The sequence below is a fragment of the Rhodococcus sp. DMF-1 genome (genome assembly GCF_021441945.1).
Classification (GTDB): domain Bacteria; phylum Actinomycetota; class Actinomycetes; order Mycobacteriales; family Mycobacteriaceae; genus Rhodococcus; species Rhodococcus ruber.
This window is the reverse complement of the sequence record NZ_CP090442.1, coordinates 327,253-343,994: the sequence shown is the minus strand read 5'-3', so window position 1 is coordinate 343,994 and position 16,742 is coordinate 327,253. Positions and strand designations below refer to the sequence as shown.

At 72.0% G+C, this 16,742-nt stretch carries 13 protein-coding genes and 1 tRNA gene; 7 read left to right on the top strand and 7 right to left on the bottom strand.

Annotated elements, in window-relative coordinates:
* Positions 1-52: 52 nt before the first annotated feature.
* The 5 genes from mfd to LZP97_RS01725 form a co-directional block, all read right to left on the bottom strand.
* Positions 53-3,685, bottom strand: a complete 3,633-nt coding sequence (gene mfd, locus LZP97_RS01745; RefSeq protein WP_010592940.1) for a transcription-repair coupling factor — start codon at positions 3,683-3,685, stop codon at positions 53-55.
* 261 nt (positions 3,686-3,946) lie between these two features.
* Complete coding sequence (locus LZP97_RS01740; protein ID WP_048771923.1) at positions 3,947-4,516, bottom strand: PIN domain-containing protein; 570 nt, start codon at positions 4,514-4,516, stop codon at positions 3,947-3,949.
* 11 nt (positions 4,517-4,527) lie between these two features.
* Complete coding sequence (locus LZP97_RS01735; RefSeq protein ID WP_017679512.1) at positions 4,528-4,860, bottom strand: helix-turn-helix domain-containing protein; 333 nt, start codon at positions 4,858-4,860, stop codon at positions 4,528-4,530.
* A 51-nt stretch (positions 4,861-4,911) separates the two neighbouring features.
* Complete coding sequence (locus tag LZP97_RS01730) at positions 4,912-5,547, bottom strand: ScbR family autoregulator-binding transcription factor (protein ID WP_017679511.1); 636 nt, start codon at positions 5,545-5,547, stop codon at positions 4,912-4,914.
* 159 nt (positions 5,548-5,706) lie between these two features.
* Complete coding sequence (locus LZP97_RS01725; protein ID WP_010592944.1) at positions 5,707-6,300, bottom strand: TetR/AcrR family transcriptional regulator; 594 nt, start codon at positions 6,298-6,300, stop codon at positions 5,707-5,709.
* Between the two features lie 236 nt (positions 6,301-6,536).
* Here LZP97_RS01725 and LZP97_RS01720 point away from each other — a divergent pair.
* The 6 genes from LZP97_RS01720 to LZP97_RS01695 all read left to right on the top strand — a co-directional run bounded on the left by LZP97_RS01720 (position 6,537) and on the right by LZP97_RS01695 (position 13,459).
* A tRNA-Gln gene (locus tag LZP97_RS01720) sits at positions 6,537-6,608 on the top strand.
* 71 nt (positions 6,609-6,679) lie between these two features.
* Positions 6,680-8,158 carry a bifunctional UDP-N-acetylglucosamine diphosphorylase/glucosamine-1-phosphate N-acetyltransferase GlmU gene (gene glmU, locus LZP97_RS01715; protein WP_048771927.1) on the top strand — a complete coding sequence of 493 codons (1,479 nt, stop codon included), beginning with the start codon at positions 6,680-6,682 and terminating at the stop codon, positions 8,156-8,158.
* The gene (locus LZP97_RS01710) at positions 8,155-9,135 is read left to right on the top strand and encodes a ribose-phosphate diphosphokinase (RefSeq protein ID WP_003937863.1); all 981 of its coding nucleotides are present in this window, start codon (positions 8,155-8,157) and stop codon (positions 9,133-9,135) included. The genes glmU and LZP97_RS01710 overlap by 4 nt, the downstream gene beginning before the upstream one ends.
* Positions 9,136-9,188: 53 nt before the next feature.
* Complete coding sequence (locus tag LZP97_RS01705) at positions 9,189-9,818, top strand: DUF2461 domain-containing protein (protein WP_017679508.1); 630 nt, start codon at positions 9,189-9,191, stop codon at positions 9,816-9,818.
* 193 nt (positions 9,819-10,011) lie between these two features.
* Positions 10,012-10,665 (top strand): hypothetical protein, encoded by a 654-nt coding sequence (locus LZP97_RS01700; RefSeq protein ID WP_010592947.1) that lies wholly within the window; start codon positions 10,012-10,014, stop codon positions 10,663-10,665.
* A gap of 232 nt (positions 10,666-10,897) precedes the next feature.
* A complete protein-coding gene (locus LZP97_RS01695; protein ID WP_234574954.1) occupies positions 10,898-13,459 on the top strand; it encodes a LuxR C-terminal-related transcriptional regulator in 2,562 nt (853 codons plus the stop codon).
* 109 nt (positions 13,460-13,568) lie between these two features.
* Here the strand turns inward: LZP97_RS01695 and LZP97_RS01690 are convergent, their stop codons facing one another.
* Complete coding sequence (locus LZP97_RS01690) at positions 13,569-14,210, bottom strand: class I SAM-dependent methyltransferase (RefSeq protein WP_010592950.1); 642 nt, start codon at positions 14,208-14,210, stop codon at positions 13,569-13,571.
* A 54-nt stretch (positions 14,211-14,264) separates the two neighbouring features.
* Between LZP97_RS01690 and LZP97_RS01685 the strand changes: the two genes are divergently transcribed.
* The gene (locus tag LZP97_RS01685; RefSeq protein WP_040274475.1) at positions 14,265-15,494 is read left to right on the top strand and encodes an MFS transporter; all 1,230 of its coding nucleotides are present in this window, start codon (positions 14,265-14,267) and stop codon (positions 15,492-15,494) included.
* Positions 15,495-15,498: 4 nt separating this feature from the next.
* On the opposite strand, the gene LZP97_RS01680 is transcribed toward LZP97_RS01685, so the two are convergent.
* Positions 15,499-16,695 carry an MFS transporter gene (locus LZP97_RS01680; protein ID WP_082061346.1) on the bottom strand — a complete coding sequence of 399 codons (1,197 nt, stop codon included), beginning with the start codon at positions 16,693-16,695 and terminating at the stop codon, positions 15,499-15,501.
* Positions 16,696-16,742 lie beyond the last annotated feature (47 nt).

Here is a 16,742-nt window from a genome sequence, read left to right as displayed (position 1 = left end):
CCCGTCGCTGCGCTCGCCCCGGTCGTCTTCCCCGTCGCTGCGCTCGCCCCGGTCACACGCTCGCGGCGGTCGGCACGCGCACGTCCACCGATCCCTGCGCCTTGCCGTCCAGGGCGAGCAGGAAGTCCGCTATGTACTGCAGCAACTCGACGTCGCGCACCCGCTCGGAACCCACGCCGCCGGTCCGCGGCAACGGCAGTTGCACGATGCCGCTCGTGGCGCGGTACTGCGCCGCCGGATAGAGCCGCTTGAGCCGCATCTGCTTCGAATCCGGCAGGTGCATCGGCGAGATCTTCAACTGGGTGCCGGAGACCGCGACCTCCTCGAGGTCGTACTCGCGGCACAGCAGGCGCAGCTTGGCCACCGACACGAGCCGGCCGACCTCCTCGGGCAGCGGACCGTACCGGTCGACGAGTTCCTCGACCACCGCGGCGATCGCGTCGTCGTCGTGCGCCGCCGCGAGCTTGCGGTAGGCCTCGAGCCGCAGCCGGTCGGAGGTCACGTAGTCCGGCGGGATGTGGGCGTCGACCGGAAGATCCACGCGCACCTCCTTGGCGGCCTCCTCCGTGGCGACGGGGCGGCCGTCCGCGGCGGCCCGGAACGCCTCCACCGCTTCGCCGACGAGACGCACGTACAGATCGAATCCGACGCCGGCGACGTGACCTGACTGCTCCGCGCCCAGAACGTTTCCCGCGCCGCGGATCTCGAGGTCCTTCATGGCCACGGCCATGCCCGCGCCGAGATCGGAGTTCTGGGAGATCGTGGCGAGCCGGTCGTACGCCGTCTCGGTCAGCGGCTTCTCGGGCGGGTACAGGAAGTACGCGTAACCCCGCTCGCGGGAACGGCCGACGCGTCCGCGTAGCTGGTGCAGCTGCGACAGCCCGAGCGAGTCGGCGCGTTCGACGACGAGGGTGTTGGCGTTGGAGATGTCGAGGCCCGTCTCGACGATGGTGGTGCACACCAGGACGTCGTACTGACGCTCCCAGAAGCCCTGCACGGTCTTTTCGAGGGTGTCCTCGTTCATCTGTCCGTGCGCGACCGCGACCCGCGCCTCGGGGACGAGGTCGCGAATTCGCTTGGCGGCCTTGTCGATCGAGCTCACGCGGTTGTGCACGTAGAACACCTGTCCGTCGCGCAGCAGCTCGCGGCGGATGGCGGCGGCGACCTGCTTGTCCGCGTAGGCGCCCACGTAGGTGAGCACCGGGTGCCGCTCCTCGGGCGGGGTGAGGATCGTCGACATCTCGCGGATGCCGGCCATGCTCATCTCCAGGGTGCGCGGAATCGGCGTAGCGGACATGGTCAGCACGTCGACGTGCGTGCGCAGGGCCTTGATGTGCTCCTTGTGCTCGACGCCGAATCGCTGCTCCTCGTCGACGATCACGAGACCGAGGTCCTTCCATCGCACGCCGGTCTGCAGCAGCCGGTGGGTGCCGACGACGATGTCGACCTCGCCGTCGGCGAGGGCGGCGATCGTCTCCTTCGCCTCGGCGGAATCGGTGAAGCGGCTCAAGCCCTTGACGGTGACGGGGAACGACGCCATCCGCTCCGTGAAGGTCTGCAGATGCTGCTGCGCCAGCAGCGTGGTGGGCACCAGCACCGCGACCTGTTTGCCGTCCTGCACGGCCTTGAACGCGGCACGCACCGCGATCTCGGTCTTGCCGTAGCCGACGTCGCCGATGACGACGCGATCCATCGGGACCGCCTTCTCCATGTCGGCCTTGACCTCGGAGATGACGGTGAGCTGATCCTGGGTCTCGGTGAACGCGAACGCGTCCTCCATCTCCTTCTGCCACGGGGTGTCCGGCGCGAACGCGTGCCCCGGGGCGGCCTGGCGGGCCGCGTACAGCTGCACCAGCTCCCCCGCGATCTCGCGGACGGCCTTGCGCGCCTTGCGTTTCGTGTTGGCCCAGTCGGAGCCGCCGAGCTTGCTCAAGGCGGGCATCTCGCCGCCGACGTAGCGGGAGAGCTGGTCGAGGGACTCCATTGGCACGAACAGCCGGTCACCCGGCTGCCCGCGTTTGCCCGGCGCGTACTCGATGACCAGGTACTCGCGGCGGGCGCCGCCCACGGTCCGCTCCACCATCTCCACGAACCGGCCGATGCCGTGCTGATCGTGGACCACCATGTCTCCGGCGGTGAGTGCCAGCGGATCCACCTGGTTGCGGCGCTTGACCGGCGTGCGCCGGCCCTCGGCGGCGGTCACCCGGTTGCCCGTGAGATCGGACTCGGTGACGAGCACCAGTCCGGGCACGTCCGCGCCGTCGCCCGGCAGCACCAGGCCGTCGTGCAGCGCGCCGCACAGCACCCCGACCGTGCCGCGAACCGGTTCGGCCCCCGGATCGAGCCGCGCTGCGGGTACGTCGTTCTCCTGAAGCCGCTCGAGCACCCGCTGCCCGGTGCCGGCACCTGCAACGACGATCGCCGCCCGCCCGCCGGTGGTTACGTGCGCGCGCAGGTTCGCGAAGAGCATCGTCAGCAGTTCCTCGGACCCGCGCACCTCCGGCGCCGACTGCACGTCGAGCACGACCTCGGTGTCGGCGCCCGACGCCAGCGGGCTCAGCGTCCACCACGGCCGGCCCGCCGCTTCCGCCGTCTCCCGCACCCCGGTCAGCGGGCGGTATGCGGAGGCGGCCAGGTCCACGCCCTTCATGTTCGCGGTGTCCAGCGGCGCGGCCCCGCCGAGCGAGGCCGCGGTCCACGACGCCTCGAGGAACTCCTGGCCGGTGCGCATCAGGTCCGCCGCGCGGGTGCGGACCTTCTCCGGATCGCACAGCAGCACGTGCGTACCGTCCGGCACGACGTCGGTCAGCAACTGCAGTTCGCCGGTCTGCAGCACCGGCAGCAGCGCCTCCATGCCCTCGACCGGAATGCCGGAGGCCATCTTGTCGAGCATCTCCACCAGGGCCGCGTCGGCCGGGTTGTCCTGGGCGAGGCGCGCCGCGCGTTCCTTGACCTGCTCGGTCAGCAGCAGTTCCCGGCAGGGCGGGGCGATGAGGGTGCTCACCTCGAGTTCGGGGATGGACCGCTGGTCGGCGACGGAGAACGGGCGCAGCTCGGTGACCTCGTCACCCCAGAACTCGACTCGCACCGGGTGGTCCGCGGTCGGCGGGAAGACGTCGAGGATGCCGCCGCGCACCGCGAACTCGCCGCGCTTGCCGACCATGTCGGCACGGGTGTAGGCCAGCTCGACGAGCCGCTCGATCAGCTCGTCGAAGTCGTGCTCCGCGCCGACACGCAGGGTGACGGGCTCGATGTCGCCCAGACCGGGGGCCATCGGCTGCACCAGCGAGCGCACGGTCGCGACGATCACCCGCAACTCGGGTCCGTAGTCGCGGTCCTCGGGGTGCGCGAGCCGGCGCAGCACCTGTAACCGGCGGCCGACGGTGTCGGCGCTGGGCGAGAGCCGCTCGTGCGGCAGCGTCTCCCACGAGGGGAACTGCGCGACGACGTCGCCGAGCATTTCGCGCAGCTCCGCCGTGAGATCGTCCGCCTCACGGCCGGTCGCGGTCACCACGAGCAGCGGCGTCTTCGCGGCGAGCGCGGCAGCGACGAACGGCCGGGCCGCGGGCGGGGCCACCAGGGCCTGTGCGGCGGTCCCGGCGAGGGCGGCCACACGCTCGAGCTGCGCGTCGGCCAGCGCGATCCGCGCCAATCCGGACAGGGGGGTGACGGACACGTCGGACACGGGAAGGGCGCTCCTGGGGTTCGAGAAGAGGACCGTCCGAGTCTATGCGGTGTCCGGTTCGAGCGGCCAGGACCACTGCCGCGGGCGGCACGGCAACACAGCCGCGGGCGGCACGGCAACACAGCCGCGGGCGGCACCGGCAACACAGCCGCGGGCGGCACCGGCAACACAGCCGCGGGCGGCACCGGCAACACTGCCGCAGGCGGCCACCGGCAACACTGCCGCGGGCGGCACCGGCAACACTGCCGCGGGCGGGACGGTTCAGGGCGGGTCCGCTGCCAGTAGGTCGGCGCTGTTGTCGCCGAGCGCTGCGCGCGCCCACGCGGCCAGCCGCGACCGCAGAGCGGCGTCGGCGAGCTCCTCGCCGGGCCCGAGCCATCGCCGTCGCGCCATCTGGTGCAGCACACGCACGGCCCGCCGGGGATCGGCGTCGAGGACGTACGCGACGAAGGCGTCGGGTGTCTGTGGCTCGACCCCGGACCGCTCGAGCGAGCGCGCGAGACCGGCGTCCGTGGTGACGACGACGTCGGCCTGTGCGAACAGCGCCACCGCCGTCAGGTGCGCGTCGCGGGGATCGCTGACGTACGGCACCTCGCGCAGCACCGTGGCGGGCCAGCTCACCCGTGCCTCGGGGAAGGCCGTGTCGAGTTCGGCGAACAGGAAGTCCCGCGCCGGGCGCGACATGTGCGCCGGCAGCCTCCGCTCCACCTCGGCGACGATGCCGTCGCTCCAGTAGGGCCGGTACAGCGCGTCCTCGGCGAGGGCGAGCAGCACGTCGCGCACGCGCGGCGGCGTCAGTGCCGGCGCGTCGAGTACCGCCCGGATCGGCACGATCGTTCCCCCTAGAAGTCGTCGTCGTACAGGCCGTCGCGCCGGCTCAGGTCGGCGACGGCGTCCAGGGCCCGGCTCCGGGCTTCGGCCCTCCGGGCGGCACAGGCGAGGACGTCGGCGCGGCGGATGCGACGGTGCAGACCGTGGAACCGGGAGGGCAGGGTGCCGTCGTCGACGAGACGGGCCACGTACGCCCGGCCGACACCGAGCACGTCCGCCGCCTGTGCGGTGGTCAGCAGCGCGGGCACCGGGACGATGGTCACCGCGGCGTCGGCTCCGGACTCGTCGAGGGTGCGGGCGAGTGCCGCGCCGGCCGCAGCCGCGTCGAAGGGTCCCAGGGTCACGGCGGCGATCGTGTCAGGCGATGGCGGCCGGCGCAACGATTGCCTCCGGGATCAGACCCGGAGCCGGCGCGAGGCGAACTGCTTGAAGTACTCGGCCTTGGCGGGCGGCACCAGGGCCGGCAGCATCAGTCCCCACGCGTTCTCGAGGTATTCGACGAGGGCCTCACGACAGTCGAGCGCTGCCGCGACCATCCGTACCCCGGTGAACACCTGCAGGAGGAACAGACCGACCATGTCGGGGTCCACGTCCTCGTTCAGGTCACCTTCGGCCAGGGCGCGCTTCGCGAGGTCGCGCATCGTCGCCAGCCAGGTGTCGAACAGGCGGTCGCCGGTGCCGCGGTAGTCCCCGATCTCCACGGCCAGGCGGAACATCGCCCGGACGACCGGATCGTTCCGGGACAGGTCGACGGTGAGGACGGACAGCTCGATCAGTGTCTCGAGGGCCGGGGTGCGGTCGTTGATGGTCGTCACCGCGGCCTCGGCGAGACGCGCGAAGCCCGCGTCGACGACGCCGCGGGCGAGCTCTTCCTTGGACGCGAAGTGGAAGTACAGCGCACCCTTGGTGACGCCGGACTCCTGGATGATCTCGTTGAGGCTGGCATTCGCGTAGCCGAGGTTCATGAAGATCTCCGCGGCACCGCGGACCACGGATTCGCGGGTGACTTCCGCGCGGACCTGCCGAGCCATTCACGGCCTCCCGGACGGGCTCGTACGCAGGAGACGATCCGGGCGATCGGCGCCGATCGCCGCTCGGTTGATCACCGCGATCACCTGGCATCCCTTCTAGAGTCGGCTGGGCAACGATACCACCTGGTAGAGGGACGATCGGGGGACTGCGCCACCGGCTCAGGAGGTCCCGAGCTGCGGGTCCGCCTCGAGGTGCGTAAGTCCGTTCCAGCACAGGTTCACCAGGTGGGCGGCCACGACCTCCTTCGACGGGCTGCGCTCGTCCAGCCACCAGGTCGCGGCCGTCGCGACCATGCCCACCAGTGCCTGCGCGTAGAGCGGAGCCAGATCCGGGTCGAAGCCGCGGCGGGAGAAGTCGCCGGCGAGGATGTGCGCCACCTGCCGCACCGCCTCGTTCAGCAGGGACGAGTACGTGCCCTCCTCCGCGGTGACCGGGGAGTCCCGCACGAGGATGCGGAAGCCGTCGGTGCGTTCCTCGACGTAGGTGAGCAGGGCCAGAGCCACCCGCTCGACCCGGACGCGCGAGCGGTTCTGCGTCAGGCTCGCGCTGATCATCGACATCAGGGTCGACATCTCCCGGTCCACGACGACGGCGTACAGCCCCTCCTTGCCACCGAAGTGCTCGTAGACCACCGGCTTGGAGACCTGGGCCCGATGGGCGATCTCCTCGATCGACGCCGCCTCGTAGCCGCGCTCGGCGAAGATCGCCCGGCCGATCTCGATGAGCTGTTCCCGGCGCTGGGTGCCCGTCATCCGGACCCGCGGGCTGCGGTCGGCGTGGTTCTGCGACGGTTTCGACACGTAGTACATCCTTTCCGGCACCCGGCCGGACCCCGGGGCCACCGGAAAACCCCGGGGACGACGCGCGGCGGGTTGCGCTCAGCCTATCCGGGACGACGACGCGCCCGGCCCCGCGTTCGACTCCGGGCGTGGCGGCATGCGAGGATCACAGACGCATGACCGGGGCGTCGGCGCCGGGAATGCGGCAGTCCGCCGTGGTGTAATCGGCAGCACCTCTGATTTTGGTTCAGATAGTTCAGGTTCGAGTCCTGGCGGCGGAGCAGGGCAGTCGGGGCCCGTGAGCTCCCCTGCCGGTGCCGAACCTGCGCATGTCGAACGTCGAGGGAGCTTCATGCAAGTGCAGACCGCAGTTGTCGTCCTGGCGGCCGGAGCGGGTACGCGAATGCGGTCCAAGACCCCGAAGGTGCTGCACACCCTCGGGGGCCGCACGATGCTCGCCCATTCGCTGCACGCGGCCGCGGAGCTGGACCCGGACCACCTCGTGGTGGTCGTCGGGCACGAGCGCGAGCGGGTGTCCGCCGCGACCGCCGACATCGCCGAGACGCTCGACCGCAAGGTGTCGATCGCGGTCCAGGACCGGCAGCTCGGCACCGGCCATGCGGTGCAGTGCGGGCTCGACGCCCTGCCCGGCGACTTCTCCGGCGTGGTCGTCGTCACCAACGCCGACGTCCCGCTGCTCGACGGCCACACCCTTGAGGCGCTCGAAGCCGAGCACCTCGCCGAGCCGATGCAGTCCGCGGTGACCGTCCTGACGTTCCTCGCCGACGATCCCACCGGGTACGGCCGCATCGTCCGGAACGGCCACGGCGAGATCCGCGAGATCGTCGAGGAGGCCGACGCCGACGCCGAACAGGCCGCCATCGACGAGGTCAACGCCGGCATCTACGCCTTCGACGCCGAGTTCCTCCGCGGCGCACTGACCCGGCTGCGGGCCCACAACGCCCAGGGCGAGCTGTACCTGACGGACGTGGTCACGATCGCGCGGCAGGACGGCCGGGCGGTGTTCGCCGCCCAGCTCGCCGACGCGACGAAGGTCGCGGGCGCGAACGACCGGGTGCAGCTCGCCGCGCTCGCGGCGCAGCTGAACCGGCGCACCCTCGAGCACTGGATGCGCTCGGGCGTGACCGTCGTCGACCCGGCCAGCACCTGGGTGGACGTGGACGTCGTCCTCGCCCGGGACGTGACCCTGCTCCCCGGGGTGCAGCTGCACGGCCGGACCGTGGTCGGCGAGGACGCGGTGATCGGCCCGGACACCACGCTGACGAACGTGCGGGTCGGTGCCGGAGCGTCGGTGGTGCGCACCCACGGTTCGGACTCCGTGATCGGCGACGGGGCGACCGTCGGTCCGTTCGCCTACCTGCGTCCGGGCACCGACCTCGGCGAATCCGGCAAGATCGGCACCTTCGTGGAGACGAAGAACGCCGAGATCGGGCCGCACTCGAAGGTGCCGCACCTGACCTACGTCGGCGACGCCACCATCGGCGAGCACTCGAACATCGGGGCTTCGAGCGTGTTCGTCAACTACGACGGCGTGCACAAGTCGCACACGGTCGTCGGATCCCACGTCCGGACCGGATCGGACACCATGTTCGTGGCGCCCGTGACGGTCGGCGACGGCGCCTACACCGGCGCCGGCACGGTCCTGCGCCGCAACGTTCCACCGGGGGCGCTTGCGGTGTCGGGTGCGCCACAGCGCAATATTGAAGGCTGGGTCCAGCGGAACCGCCCCGGGACCCCCGCGGCCGAGGCAGCGACTGCAGCACGGCAGCAGCAAGAGATCGAACGGCAAAAGGACGGCCAGGACCAGTGACCTCCAATTGGATCGACAACCAGAAGAACTTGATGCTCTTCTCCGGCCGGGCCCACCCCGAGCTGGCGGAGCAGGTGGCGAAGGAGCTCGACGTCCAGGTCACCCCGCAGACCGCGCGGGACTTCGCCAACGGCGAGATCTTCGTGCGGTTCGAGGAGTCCGTCCGCGGCTCCGACGCGTTCGTGCTGCAGAGTCACCCGTTCCCGCTCAACCAGTGGGTGATGGAACAGCTCATCATGATCGACGCGCTCAAGCGAGGATCGGCCAAGCGCATCACCGCCGTTCTGCCGTTCTACCCCTATGCCCGCCAGGACAAGAAGCACCGCGGCCGTGAGCCCATCTCCGCTCGCCTGATCGCCGATCTGCTCAAGACCGCCGGCGCGGACCGCATCATCACCGTCGACCTGCACACCGACCAGATCCAGGGCTTCTTCGACGGCCCCGTCGACCACATGCACGCCCAGGGCCAGCTCGCCGAGTACATCCGCGACAAGTACGGCGTCGAGAACATCGCCGTGGTCTCCCCCGACTCCGGTCGCGTCCGCGTCGCCGAGAAGTGGGCCGACACCCTCGGCGGTGCCCCGCTGGCGTTCATCCACAAGACCCGCGACCCGCTCGTGCCGAACCAGGTCAAGTCCAACCGTGTCGTCGGCGAGGTCGAGGGACGCACCTGCATCCTCATCGACGACATGATCGACACCGGCGGCACGATCGCCGGCGCCGTGAAGATCCTGAAGGAGGCCGGCGCGGGCGACGTCGTCATCGCCGCCACCCACGGTGTGCTCTCGCATCCGGCCTCCGAGCGCCTGGCGTCGTGCGGCGCCAAGGAGGTCATCGTCACCAACACGCTGCCGATCGACGACGAGAAGCGTTTCCCGACGCTCACCGTCCTGTCGATCGCACCGCTGCTCGCGCGCACCATCCAGGAGGTGTTCGAGAACGGCTCGGTGACGTCGCTGTTCAACGGTTCCGCGTAGCCGCGGGAGGCGGTGTACTTTCGGACCGTCACCGGACCGAAAGGACACCCGGCATGTTCACCGGCTTCCCCGTTGCCGCCCTCGACTTCTACGAGGATCTCGAGGCGGACAACAGCAAGCCGTTCTGGGCCGCGCACAAGGCCGTCTACGACGACTGCGTGCGCGGCCCGATGCTTGCGCTGCTCGCGGAGCTCGAACCGGAGTTCGGAGCGGGCAAGGCGTTCCGCCCGCACCGCGACGTGCGCTTCAGCACGGACAAGTCGCCGTACAAGACCCATCAGGGCGGCTTCGTGCAGACCGGGCCCGGCGTCGGCTTCTACGTGCAGATCGACGCGGCCGGGATGCGGGTCGCCGGCGGCTTCTACCGGGGCTCGTCCGACCAGGTCGCCGCATACCGTGCCGCCGTGGACGATTCGCGCCGCGGACCGCGACTCGAACCGCTCGTCCGGCGGCTGCACCGGGCCGGGTACGAGATCGGCGGCGAACGGCTGAAGACCCGTCCGCGCGGTGTCGCCGAGGACCACCCCCGACTCGACCTGCTGCGGCACAAGTCCCTCACCGCCGCGCGGGCACACCCCTCGCCCGAGTGGATCGACACCCCGCGCACCCTCGACGAGGTGCGCTCCGCCTGGCGCGACGTCCGGCCCCTCGTGGAGTGGCTGACCGCCGCCACCGCCACCTGAAAAGCGTTCGCATCGCGGACGATCCGAGGGTTTGCGTGCCGTACCGATCGGTACGGAAAGTGCTGTGGCACAAGAGTTTGCCGCCCGTACACCTGCCGTCGGCATGATCTTCGTCACGCCGACACCTTCAGTCGCAGGTCGCGCCGGACCCGCCCGAGCGGACCCCACCGGTCTTCACTTAAGGTGGCTCCTCGTGATCGACGCGCGAACCCTCGAGGCCCCCACCGAAAACGCGAAACTCGAGACCGTCCGACGGTGGAAACCCGGAGCCTGCGTCTGGTGCGGCGACACCGAGTCCGTCGAGCCGTTCCGTAACGAACCCCGTTGCGGCACTTGCCGCACGCACGAATCCATCATCGACGAGGCCCGCAAGTTCGTCGGTATGTACGGTCTGCGCCCCATCGGCGGCACACTGCAGTCGGACGACGAGGAGGAGTACGAGCACCGCAAGGCCGCCCGCGACTCGCGCCGCGTCCTCAACGACATCCGGCTCGCCGAACAACCCGATCCCGCCCTCGTGCGCAAGGCTCTGCGTCCCCGCGCCGCCGCCGTCGTCGCCGAGACCGTGCGCCGGCCCGCCACCCCGCGCACGCCCTCGGTGCGCCCGTCGCAGCGCGCCGCCGAACCCGCGCCGGTACGCACCGGCGGCGTCGACGTCGACGAGATCCAGAACCGCGCCCTCGCGCTGCTCGATCAGCTCTCCGCGATCGATGCGCAGCTCGCGCTCGTCGCCGAGCAGTCCGGCCTCGCCGCCCGCGCCCGCCGCGGCGACCTCGAGAAGCAGAAGGCCACCATCCTGCGCACCCTGGCCGCCCTGGAGAAGGCGCGGCTCAGCGCGACGAGGTAGGAGCTCTCGCCCCCAGGGGAGGTTGTCGCGGCACCGTCCGGTGCCGCAGTCGACAACCTCCCCTCGTCGTCTGTAACGCCTGGTCGGACTACGCAAACCGGACATCCCTCTCCTCGGTCCGGAAGAGACCGGGTAGTCTGCCCGTGCCGAGGGGTCTGTCGGGGACACCGGGGACAACGGTGGAGACCGCACATGCCGGCGTGCGTCGACAGACCGAGCGAGAGGAGTTGCCGTGAGTGTCCCCGGCGCCGTCCGTACCGGGGTACCGACGTGGCGGACGCTGGCCACCGCCGTGCCCCGCGCCCGCCTGTTCGACATGCTCGACCGCGGGTCCGCGCTCACGGTGGTCCACGCACCGGGCGGATTCGGCAAGAGCACGCTCCTGGCCACGTGGCTGCACCGGGGCGGCGCACCCGAACGCGACATCGCGTGGGTGCCGGTGGCGGACGACGCGGCACCGGACCGCATCTGGTCCGACGTCTGCACGGTGCTGGGCGAACACGTCGCGCCCGGTGACCCGGCCGAACGGCTCGCCGAGGTCCTCCGATCCCGTCCGGCGCCGTCCCTGCTCGTCCTCGACGGGCTCCCCGCCACCGCGCTCGACGACCTGCTGCCGGCGATCCGGCACCTGCTCGACCGCTGCCCGTCCGTCGACGTCGCCGTCTGCGTACGGGGCAGCGCCGCATCGGCGGCCGTAGCCACGGCCGGCGTGGACTGCACGTTCGTCTCCGCCCACGATCTGCGGTTCACGCCGCGCGAGACCGCGGAGTTCTTCCGCGCCGCCGGGGTGGAGCTCGCGGCCGACGAGTACGGCGACCTCTGCCGCGCGCTGGGCGGGTTGCCGCAGTTGATCTCGGGTGCGCTGAACGTCGCGCGGCTGCACCGGGGCGCACCGGTCGACCAGGAGGGCCGGCCGTCGCCCGAACTGGCCGTCGCCATCGCCGGGTCCGCATCGGTTCTGCTCGACACGCTGACCGCCGAGGAGCGCGCGTTCGCGCTGCGCGTGGTCGCCGCCCGTGCTCTCGACGCGGAACTCGCCGCCGAGCTCACCGGTCGGTCGGACGCGGCCGGACTTCTCGACCGGCTCGAAGCGCGGGGCCTGCTCGTCGTCGACGAGGCAGCCGAGACCCGGACGTGGGCGTGGCCGTCGGCCCTGCGGCTCGCGGTGCTCGACCAGGCCCGGCAGGAGGAACCCGGGCGGGTCGACGAGCTGATGACCGTGCTCGCGCGCCGCCATCGGGACGCGGGCCGGCCGGCGCCGGCCGCGACGTATGCGGCCGAGGCCCGCAACTGGGCGATGGCCGCGGGCATCGTCGAACGCAGCTGGGGCCAGATGGTCGCCGAGCATCTCGAGGAACTCATTCTCGTGCTGCGGACGATTCCCGAGGACTTTCTGCAGGACTACCCGGCCGTGCTCGCCGGGCGGGCACTGTTCGTGCAGATGCTCGCCGACCATCCCATCCTGCGGGCCTCGCTCCCCGGCGAGCCCGACGAACTGCACGCACTCGGCGCCGGGCCGGACGCCGCGAACGTCCTGCACCTAGCGACGGTGCAGTCGCTCGCGCTGCGGGTCGCCGGCGATTTCGTCCAGGGTGCCGCGTGCACGCGGCGGCTCGAACCGCTGGTGCAGAGCATGCTCGCGCACCAGCCGGACAACATCACCCCACAGTTGCCGCTGCTGCGCGTCCAGTGGGCGATCACCTTCCAGCTCGCCGCGGATCTCGCCGAATCCAACCGGCAGTTCGAATCGGCCTACCGGGGCGGCGTCGCCGCGGGCACCCCGTACATCGTCCAGAACGCCGCCGGCAGTTCGGCGCTGAACTGGGCACTGGTCGGCGACGTGCCGCGTGCCCGCCGGTGGCTCGCCCGGGAGGCGACGGCGGAACCGTCCGACGGGCTCTTCGGCGAACTCGTCAAGGTCGGCGGCCGGGTCGCCACTGCCCTGACCCATCTCGACGCCCTCGACGTCGGCGCGGCCGAGGCGATGATCGACCTGCTCGGCGCGCCCAGCGACCGGGAGGAGCTGTGGGGATTCGTCGCCTACGCCCACGCCCAGCACGCGCTGCTCACCGTCGAGGCGTACGCGGGTCTGACGTGGTTGCACCACACCGTCGCCGGCCACGCCCATCGGCACGGCGACGGCGCGTTCTCCCGAACGCTGCTCACCGCGACGGAGATCGACCTGCACCTGGCTCTCGGCAACGGCAACCTGGCGCGCGCCGTGGCAGATCTCGAGCCCCGGCACCACCCGATCCTCGTCGTGCCGGACGCTCGGGTGGATCTGCTCGGCGGGAATCCCGGCCGGGCCGTCAAGAAGCTCGCGCGGGTGTCCTGGCCGGACTGCGGCTTCCCGCGGGCCCACCTCGAGGCGCTGCTGCTCGAGGCCGCCGCCCAGCTCGACCTGGGTAATCCGGGGGCCGCGGCCGTGTGCTGGGAGCGCGCCTGCGCCCTCGGGCAGACGCTGGGCAATCGGCGCGCGTTCACCACCGTGCCGGACCGGCACCGGCGCGAACTCGAAGAGCGCAGCGGAATTGCGGTGCCCGGCGGTCCCGTCGGGGCGGTGTTCCCGGACGAGGTCGCACGGGTCGAGCTGTCCCCGCGGGAGAGGGAGGTGCTCGCGCTACTGGCCGAGGGATGCCCGCAGAGCGAGATCGCCCGCCTCCTGTTCGTCTCTCCGAACACGGTCAAGACGCAGCTGCGCAGCATCTATCGCAAGCTCGGGGTTCACACACGGGTCGAGGCGATCACCCGCGCGCGCGAGCTGCGGCTGCTGCCCGTCACCAGCGATCTCTAGACCCGCCCCACGGGCGGTAGGTCTCGCCGCCGCCCGCCCGACCCGAGCGGAGGTATCGCTCACCCGCTCGGACCGACGCAACGGCACAGGCGCTCGGCTCCGGGGAAGGTCAGGCCGGCTTGTGGGCGAGCACCCGGAACACGATGCCCATCCGCCCGGTGCGGTGCACGTCGTCGACGACGAACCCGGCCTCGGTGAGATAGGGCGCCGGGTCGCGGAGCAGGTGGTCGGCGCCGAAGCGGATGCTGAGCGGCTCGATGCCCCGCTGCAGGGCACGCAGCACCCGGTTCGTCGACGGCCCGTGCTCGGCGAGCACGATCCTGCCCCCGGGGACGAGCACGCGGTACGCCTGGGCCGCGGCGCGGGCCGGGTCGGGCACGGTGCAGAACGTGAAGGTCGAGAGCACGGTGTCCGCGCTCGCGTCGGGCAGGTCGAGGGCCTGCACGTCGCCCTCGCGCAGTTCGACGCGCGGGTCGGCGGCGGCCTTCGTCCGGGCGAGGTCGAGCATCCTCGGCGAGATGTCGACGCCGACGACGTGTTCGACCTCGGGTCCGTAGAGCGGCAGGTTGAGGCCCGTGCCGACGGCGAGTTCGACGACGCGGCCGCGAGCCTGCGCGGCCGCCCAGTGCCGGGCGGGGCCGAGTATCAACCGCTCGACCAGGCTCATGCCGCGGTCGTAGTTCTTCGACATCTCGTCGAAGATCCGCGAGACGCGGGCGTTCTCGTTCTCGACCTGCTCCGAATCGGTCACTGTGTCTCCTCACCGAAGTGTCACCGCCGACGGTACCGGCGTACCGTCCCGGCTGTGACCGAACCGATCCCGGAACAGCGCCGCGTCCTGACCGTACTGGTGGCCGCGCAGATTCTCAGCGGCGCGGGCCTGGCGGCCGGCGTGACCGTCGGCGCGCTCCTCGCGCAAGACATGCTGGGCAGCACGAGTCTCGCCGGGGTGCCCAGCGCCCTGTTCACGATCGGGTCGGCGGCGGCGGCCGTCGCCGTGGGGCGGATCTCGCAGCGCGCCGGGCGCCGTGGCGGGCTGACGTTCGGGTACGCCGCCGGCGCGCTCGGCAGCGCGGGTGTGGTGGCCGCCGCGGCGCTCGACACCGCGGTGCTGCTGTTCGCGGCCCTGTTCGTCTACGGAGCGGGCACCGCGACGAGCCTGCAGGCGCGCTACGCCGGCGCCGACCTGGCCGCTCCGGAGCGCCGGGGGCGCGCGGTGAGCACGGTGCTGGTGGCGACGACGCTCGGGGCGGTGGTCGGCCCGAACCTGACCGCCGTCATGGGCGACGCCGCCGAATCCTGGGGCATTCCCCGGCTGTCCGGGCCGTTCGTGCTCTCCGGCGTCGCCTACGGGCTCGCCGCGGTCGTCCTGTGGGTCCTGCTGCGTCCGGATCCGCTCCTGCTCGCCCGCAGCCGCGCGGCGGCCGCGGAGCCGGCGCCGGACGGCGAGCGGCCGGCCGTGGCCCGGCAGTGGTCGCCCGCGGTGACCGCCGGGGTGGTGGTGATGATCGTGACACAGCTCGTGATGGTGGCGGTGATGACGATGACGCCGATCCACATGCGCGACCACGGGCACGACGTCGGGGCGACGGGCGTGGTCATCGCGATCCACGTCGCGGCGATGTTCCTGCCGTCCCCGATCGCGGGGATGCTCGTGGACCGGGTCGGGCCCTACCGGGTCGCGGCCGCCGCGGGACTCGTCCTGCTGGCCTCCGGGGTGTCGGCGGCGCTGGCCCCGCCGCATTCGGTGCCCGCCCTCGCGTTCGCGCTGGGCCTGCTCGGTTTCGGGTGGAGCCTGGGCCTGGTGAGCGGCACCGCGCTCGTCACCGATGCGGTGCCGCTCGAGTCCCGCGCGGCCACGCAAGGCACCGCGGACCTGTTCGTCGCGCTGGCGGGGGCGGGCGGCGGTCTGGGTTCGGGTCTGGTCGTCGCGGCGGCGGGGTTCCCGGCGCTGGCGCTGACCGGTGCGGCGGTGTCGCTGGTGATCCTTCCGGTCCTCGCGCGACGGTCCGCCGCGCAGCCCGCCCTCCGCTAGCGGGTCAGGCCGGCACCGCGACCGCTCGTCGCGCCACCCGCAGATCCACCAGCCACACCAGGGCGGTCGCGGCGGCCGCCGCGACACCGAACAGGCACACCCCGGTCCAGCCGGCGCTCGTCCACGCGAACGCGCCGAGCGCCGAACCGGCCGCGGCACCGATGAAGTACGTCGTCATGTACACCGCGTTGATGCGGGAGCGGGCCGCGGGCGCCAGCGCGTAGACGATGCTCTGGTTGCTGATGTGGACGGCCTGCAGTGCCAGATCGACCGCGACCATCCCGACCAGGAACCACGCCAGCGAGTGCGCCCCGGCCGCCAGCGCGGCCCAGGACACGACGAGCACCGCCGCGCCGGCGCCGGAGGCGAGCTGCGCGAGGCCACGGTCGGCGAGGCGGCCGGTGAGGTTGGCCATCACCGCGCCGGCGACCCCGGCCAGGCCCACCAGCCCGATCTGCACCTCGTCGAATCCGTAGGGTTCGCCGGACAGCAGGAACGCCATCGTGGAGAACAGGGCGCTCACGGATGCGAAGGACAGGGCGCCGAGCACCGACCGGGTCCGCAGCCGCGGCTGGGTGCGCACGAGGGTGCCGAGCGAACGCAGGGTGGTCCCGTAGCCGATGCGCTCGGCAGGGCGCGACGTCGGCAGCGCTCGCCACAGGGCGAGCGCGACGAGGACCATCACGGCGGCGCTCACCCGGTAGACGGTGGCCCACCCGCCGAGGCCGGCGAGCAGCCCGGCGACGCTGCGGGCGAGCAGGATGCCGAGCACCAGGCCGCTCATCACCGTCCCGACGGCCTGCCCACTGCGCTCCGGTTCGGCCAGGGTGGCGGCGAACGGCACCAGCACCTGCGCGGCCACCGAGAACAATCCCGCGATCGCCGTGCCGACGGCCAGCACCGCGATGGTCGGAGCGAAACCGCTCAGCGCCTGGCCGGCCGCGGCGGCGAGCATGAGCCCCACCGTGAGGCGGCGCTTGTCGAACATGTCGCCGAGCGGCACCAGGAACAGCAGCCCGAGGCCGTAGGAGACCTGGGCGACGGTGACGGTGGCCGCGGCGGCGGAGTGGGAGGTGCCCAGGGCGACGGCGATCGAGTCGAGCAGCGGCTGGTTGAAGTAGTTGCCGCCCACGCACAGGCCGGTGGCCGCCGCCATCAACAGCAGGACGGGGGTGGTCAGCACGGGTCGCGGGGACGTCACGTCTGCCAGCCTCGCGCGGCCGGGACCGCGCTGTCCAACCGGCGTCG

What these genes read in the sequence shown, in the direction of transcription:
- LZP97_RS01730 (WP_017679511.1), bottom strand. Translation starts at nt 5,547, where the DNA reads ATGGCTCGGCAGGTCCGCGCGGAAGTCACCCGCGAATCCGTGGTCCGC.
- LZP97_RS01725 (WP_010592944.1), bottom strand. Translation starts at nt 6,300, where the DNA reads ATGACGGGCACCCAGCGCCGGGAACAGCTCATCGAGATCGGCCGGGCG.
- glmU (WP_048771927.1), top strand. Translation starts at nt 6,680, where the DNA reads ATGCAAGTGCAGACCGCAGTTGTCGTCCTGGCGGCCGGAGCGGGTACG.
- LZP97_RS01705 (WP_017679508.1), top strand. Translation starts at nt 9,189, where the DNA reads ATGTTCACCGGCTTCCCCGTTGCCGCCCTCGACTTCTACGAGGATCTC.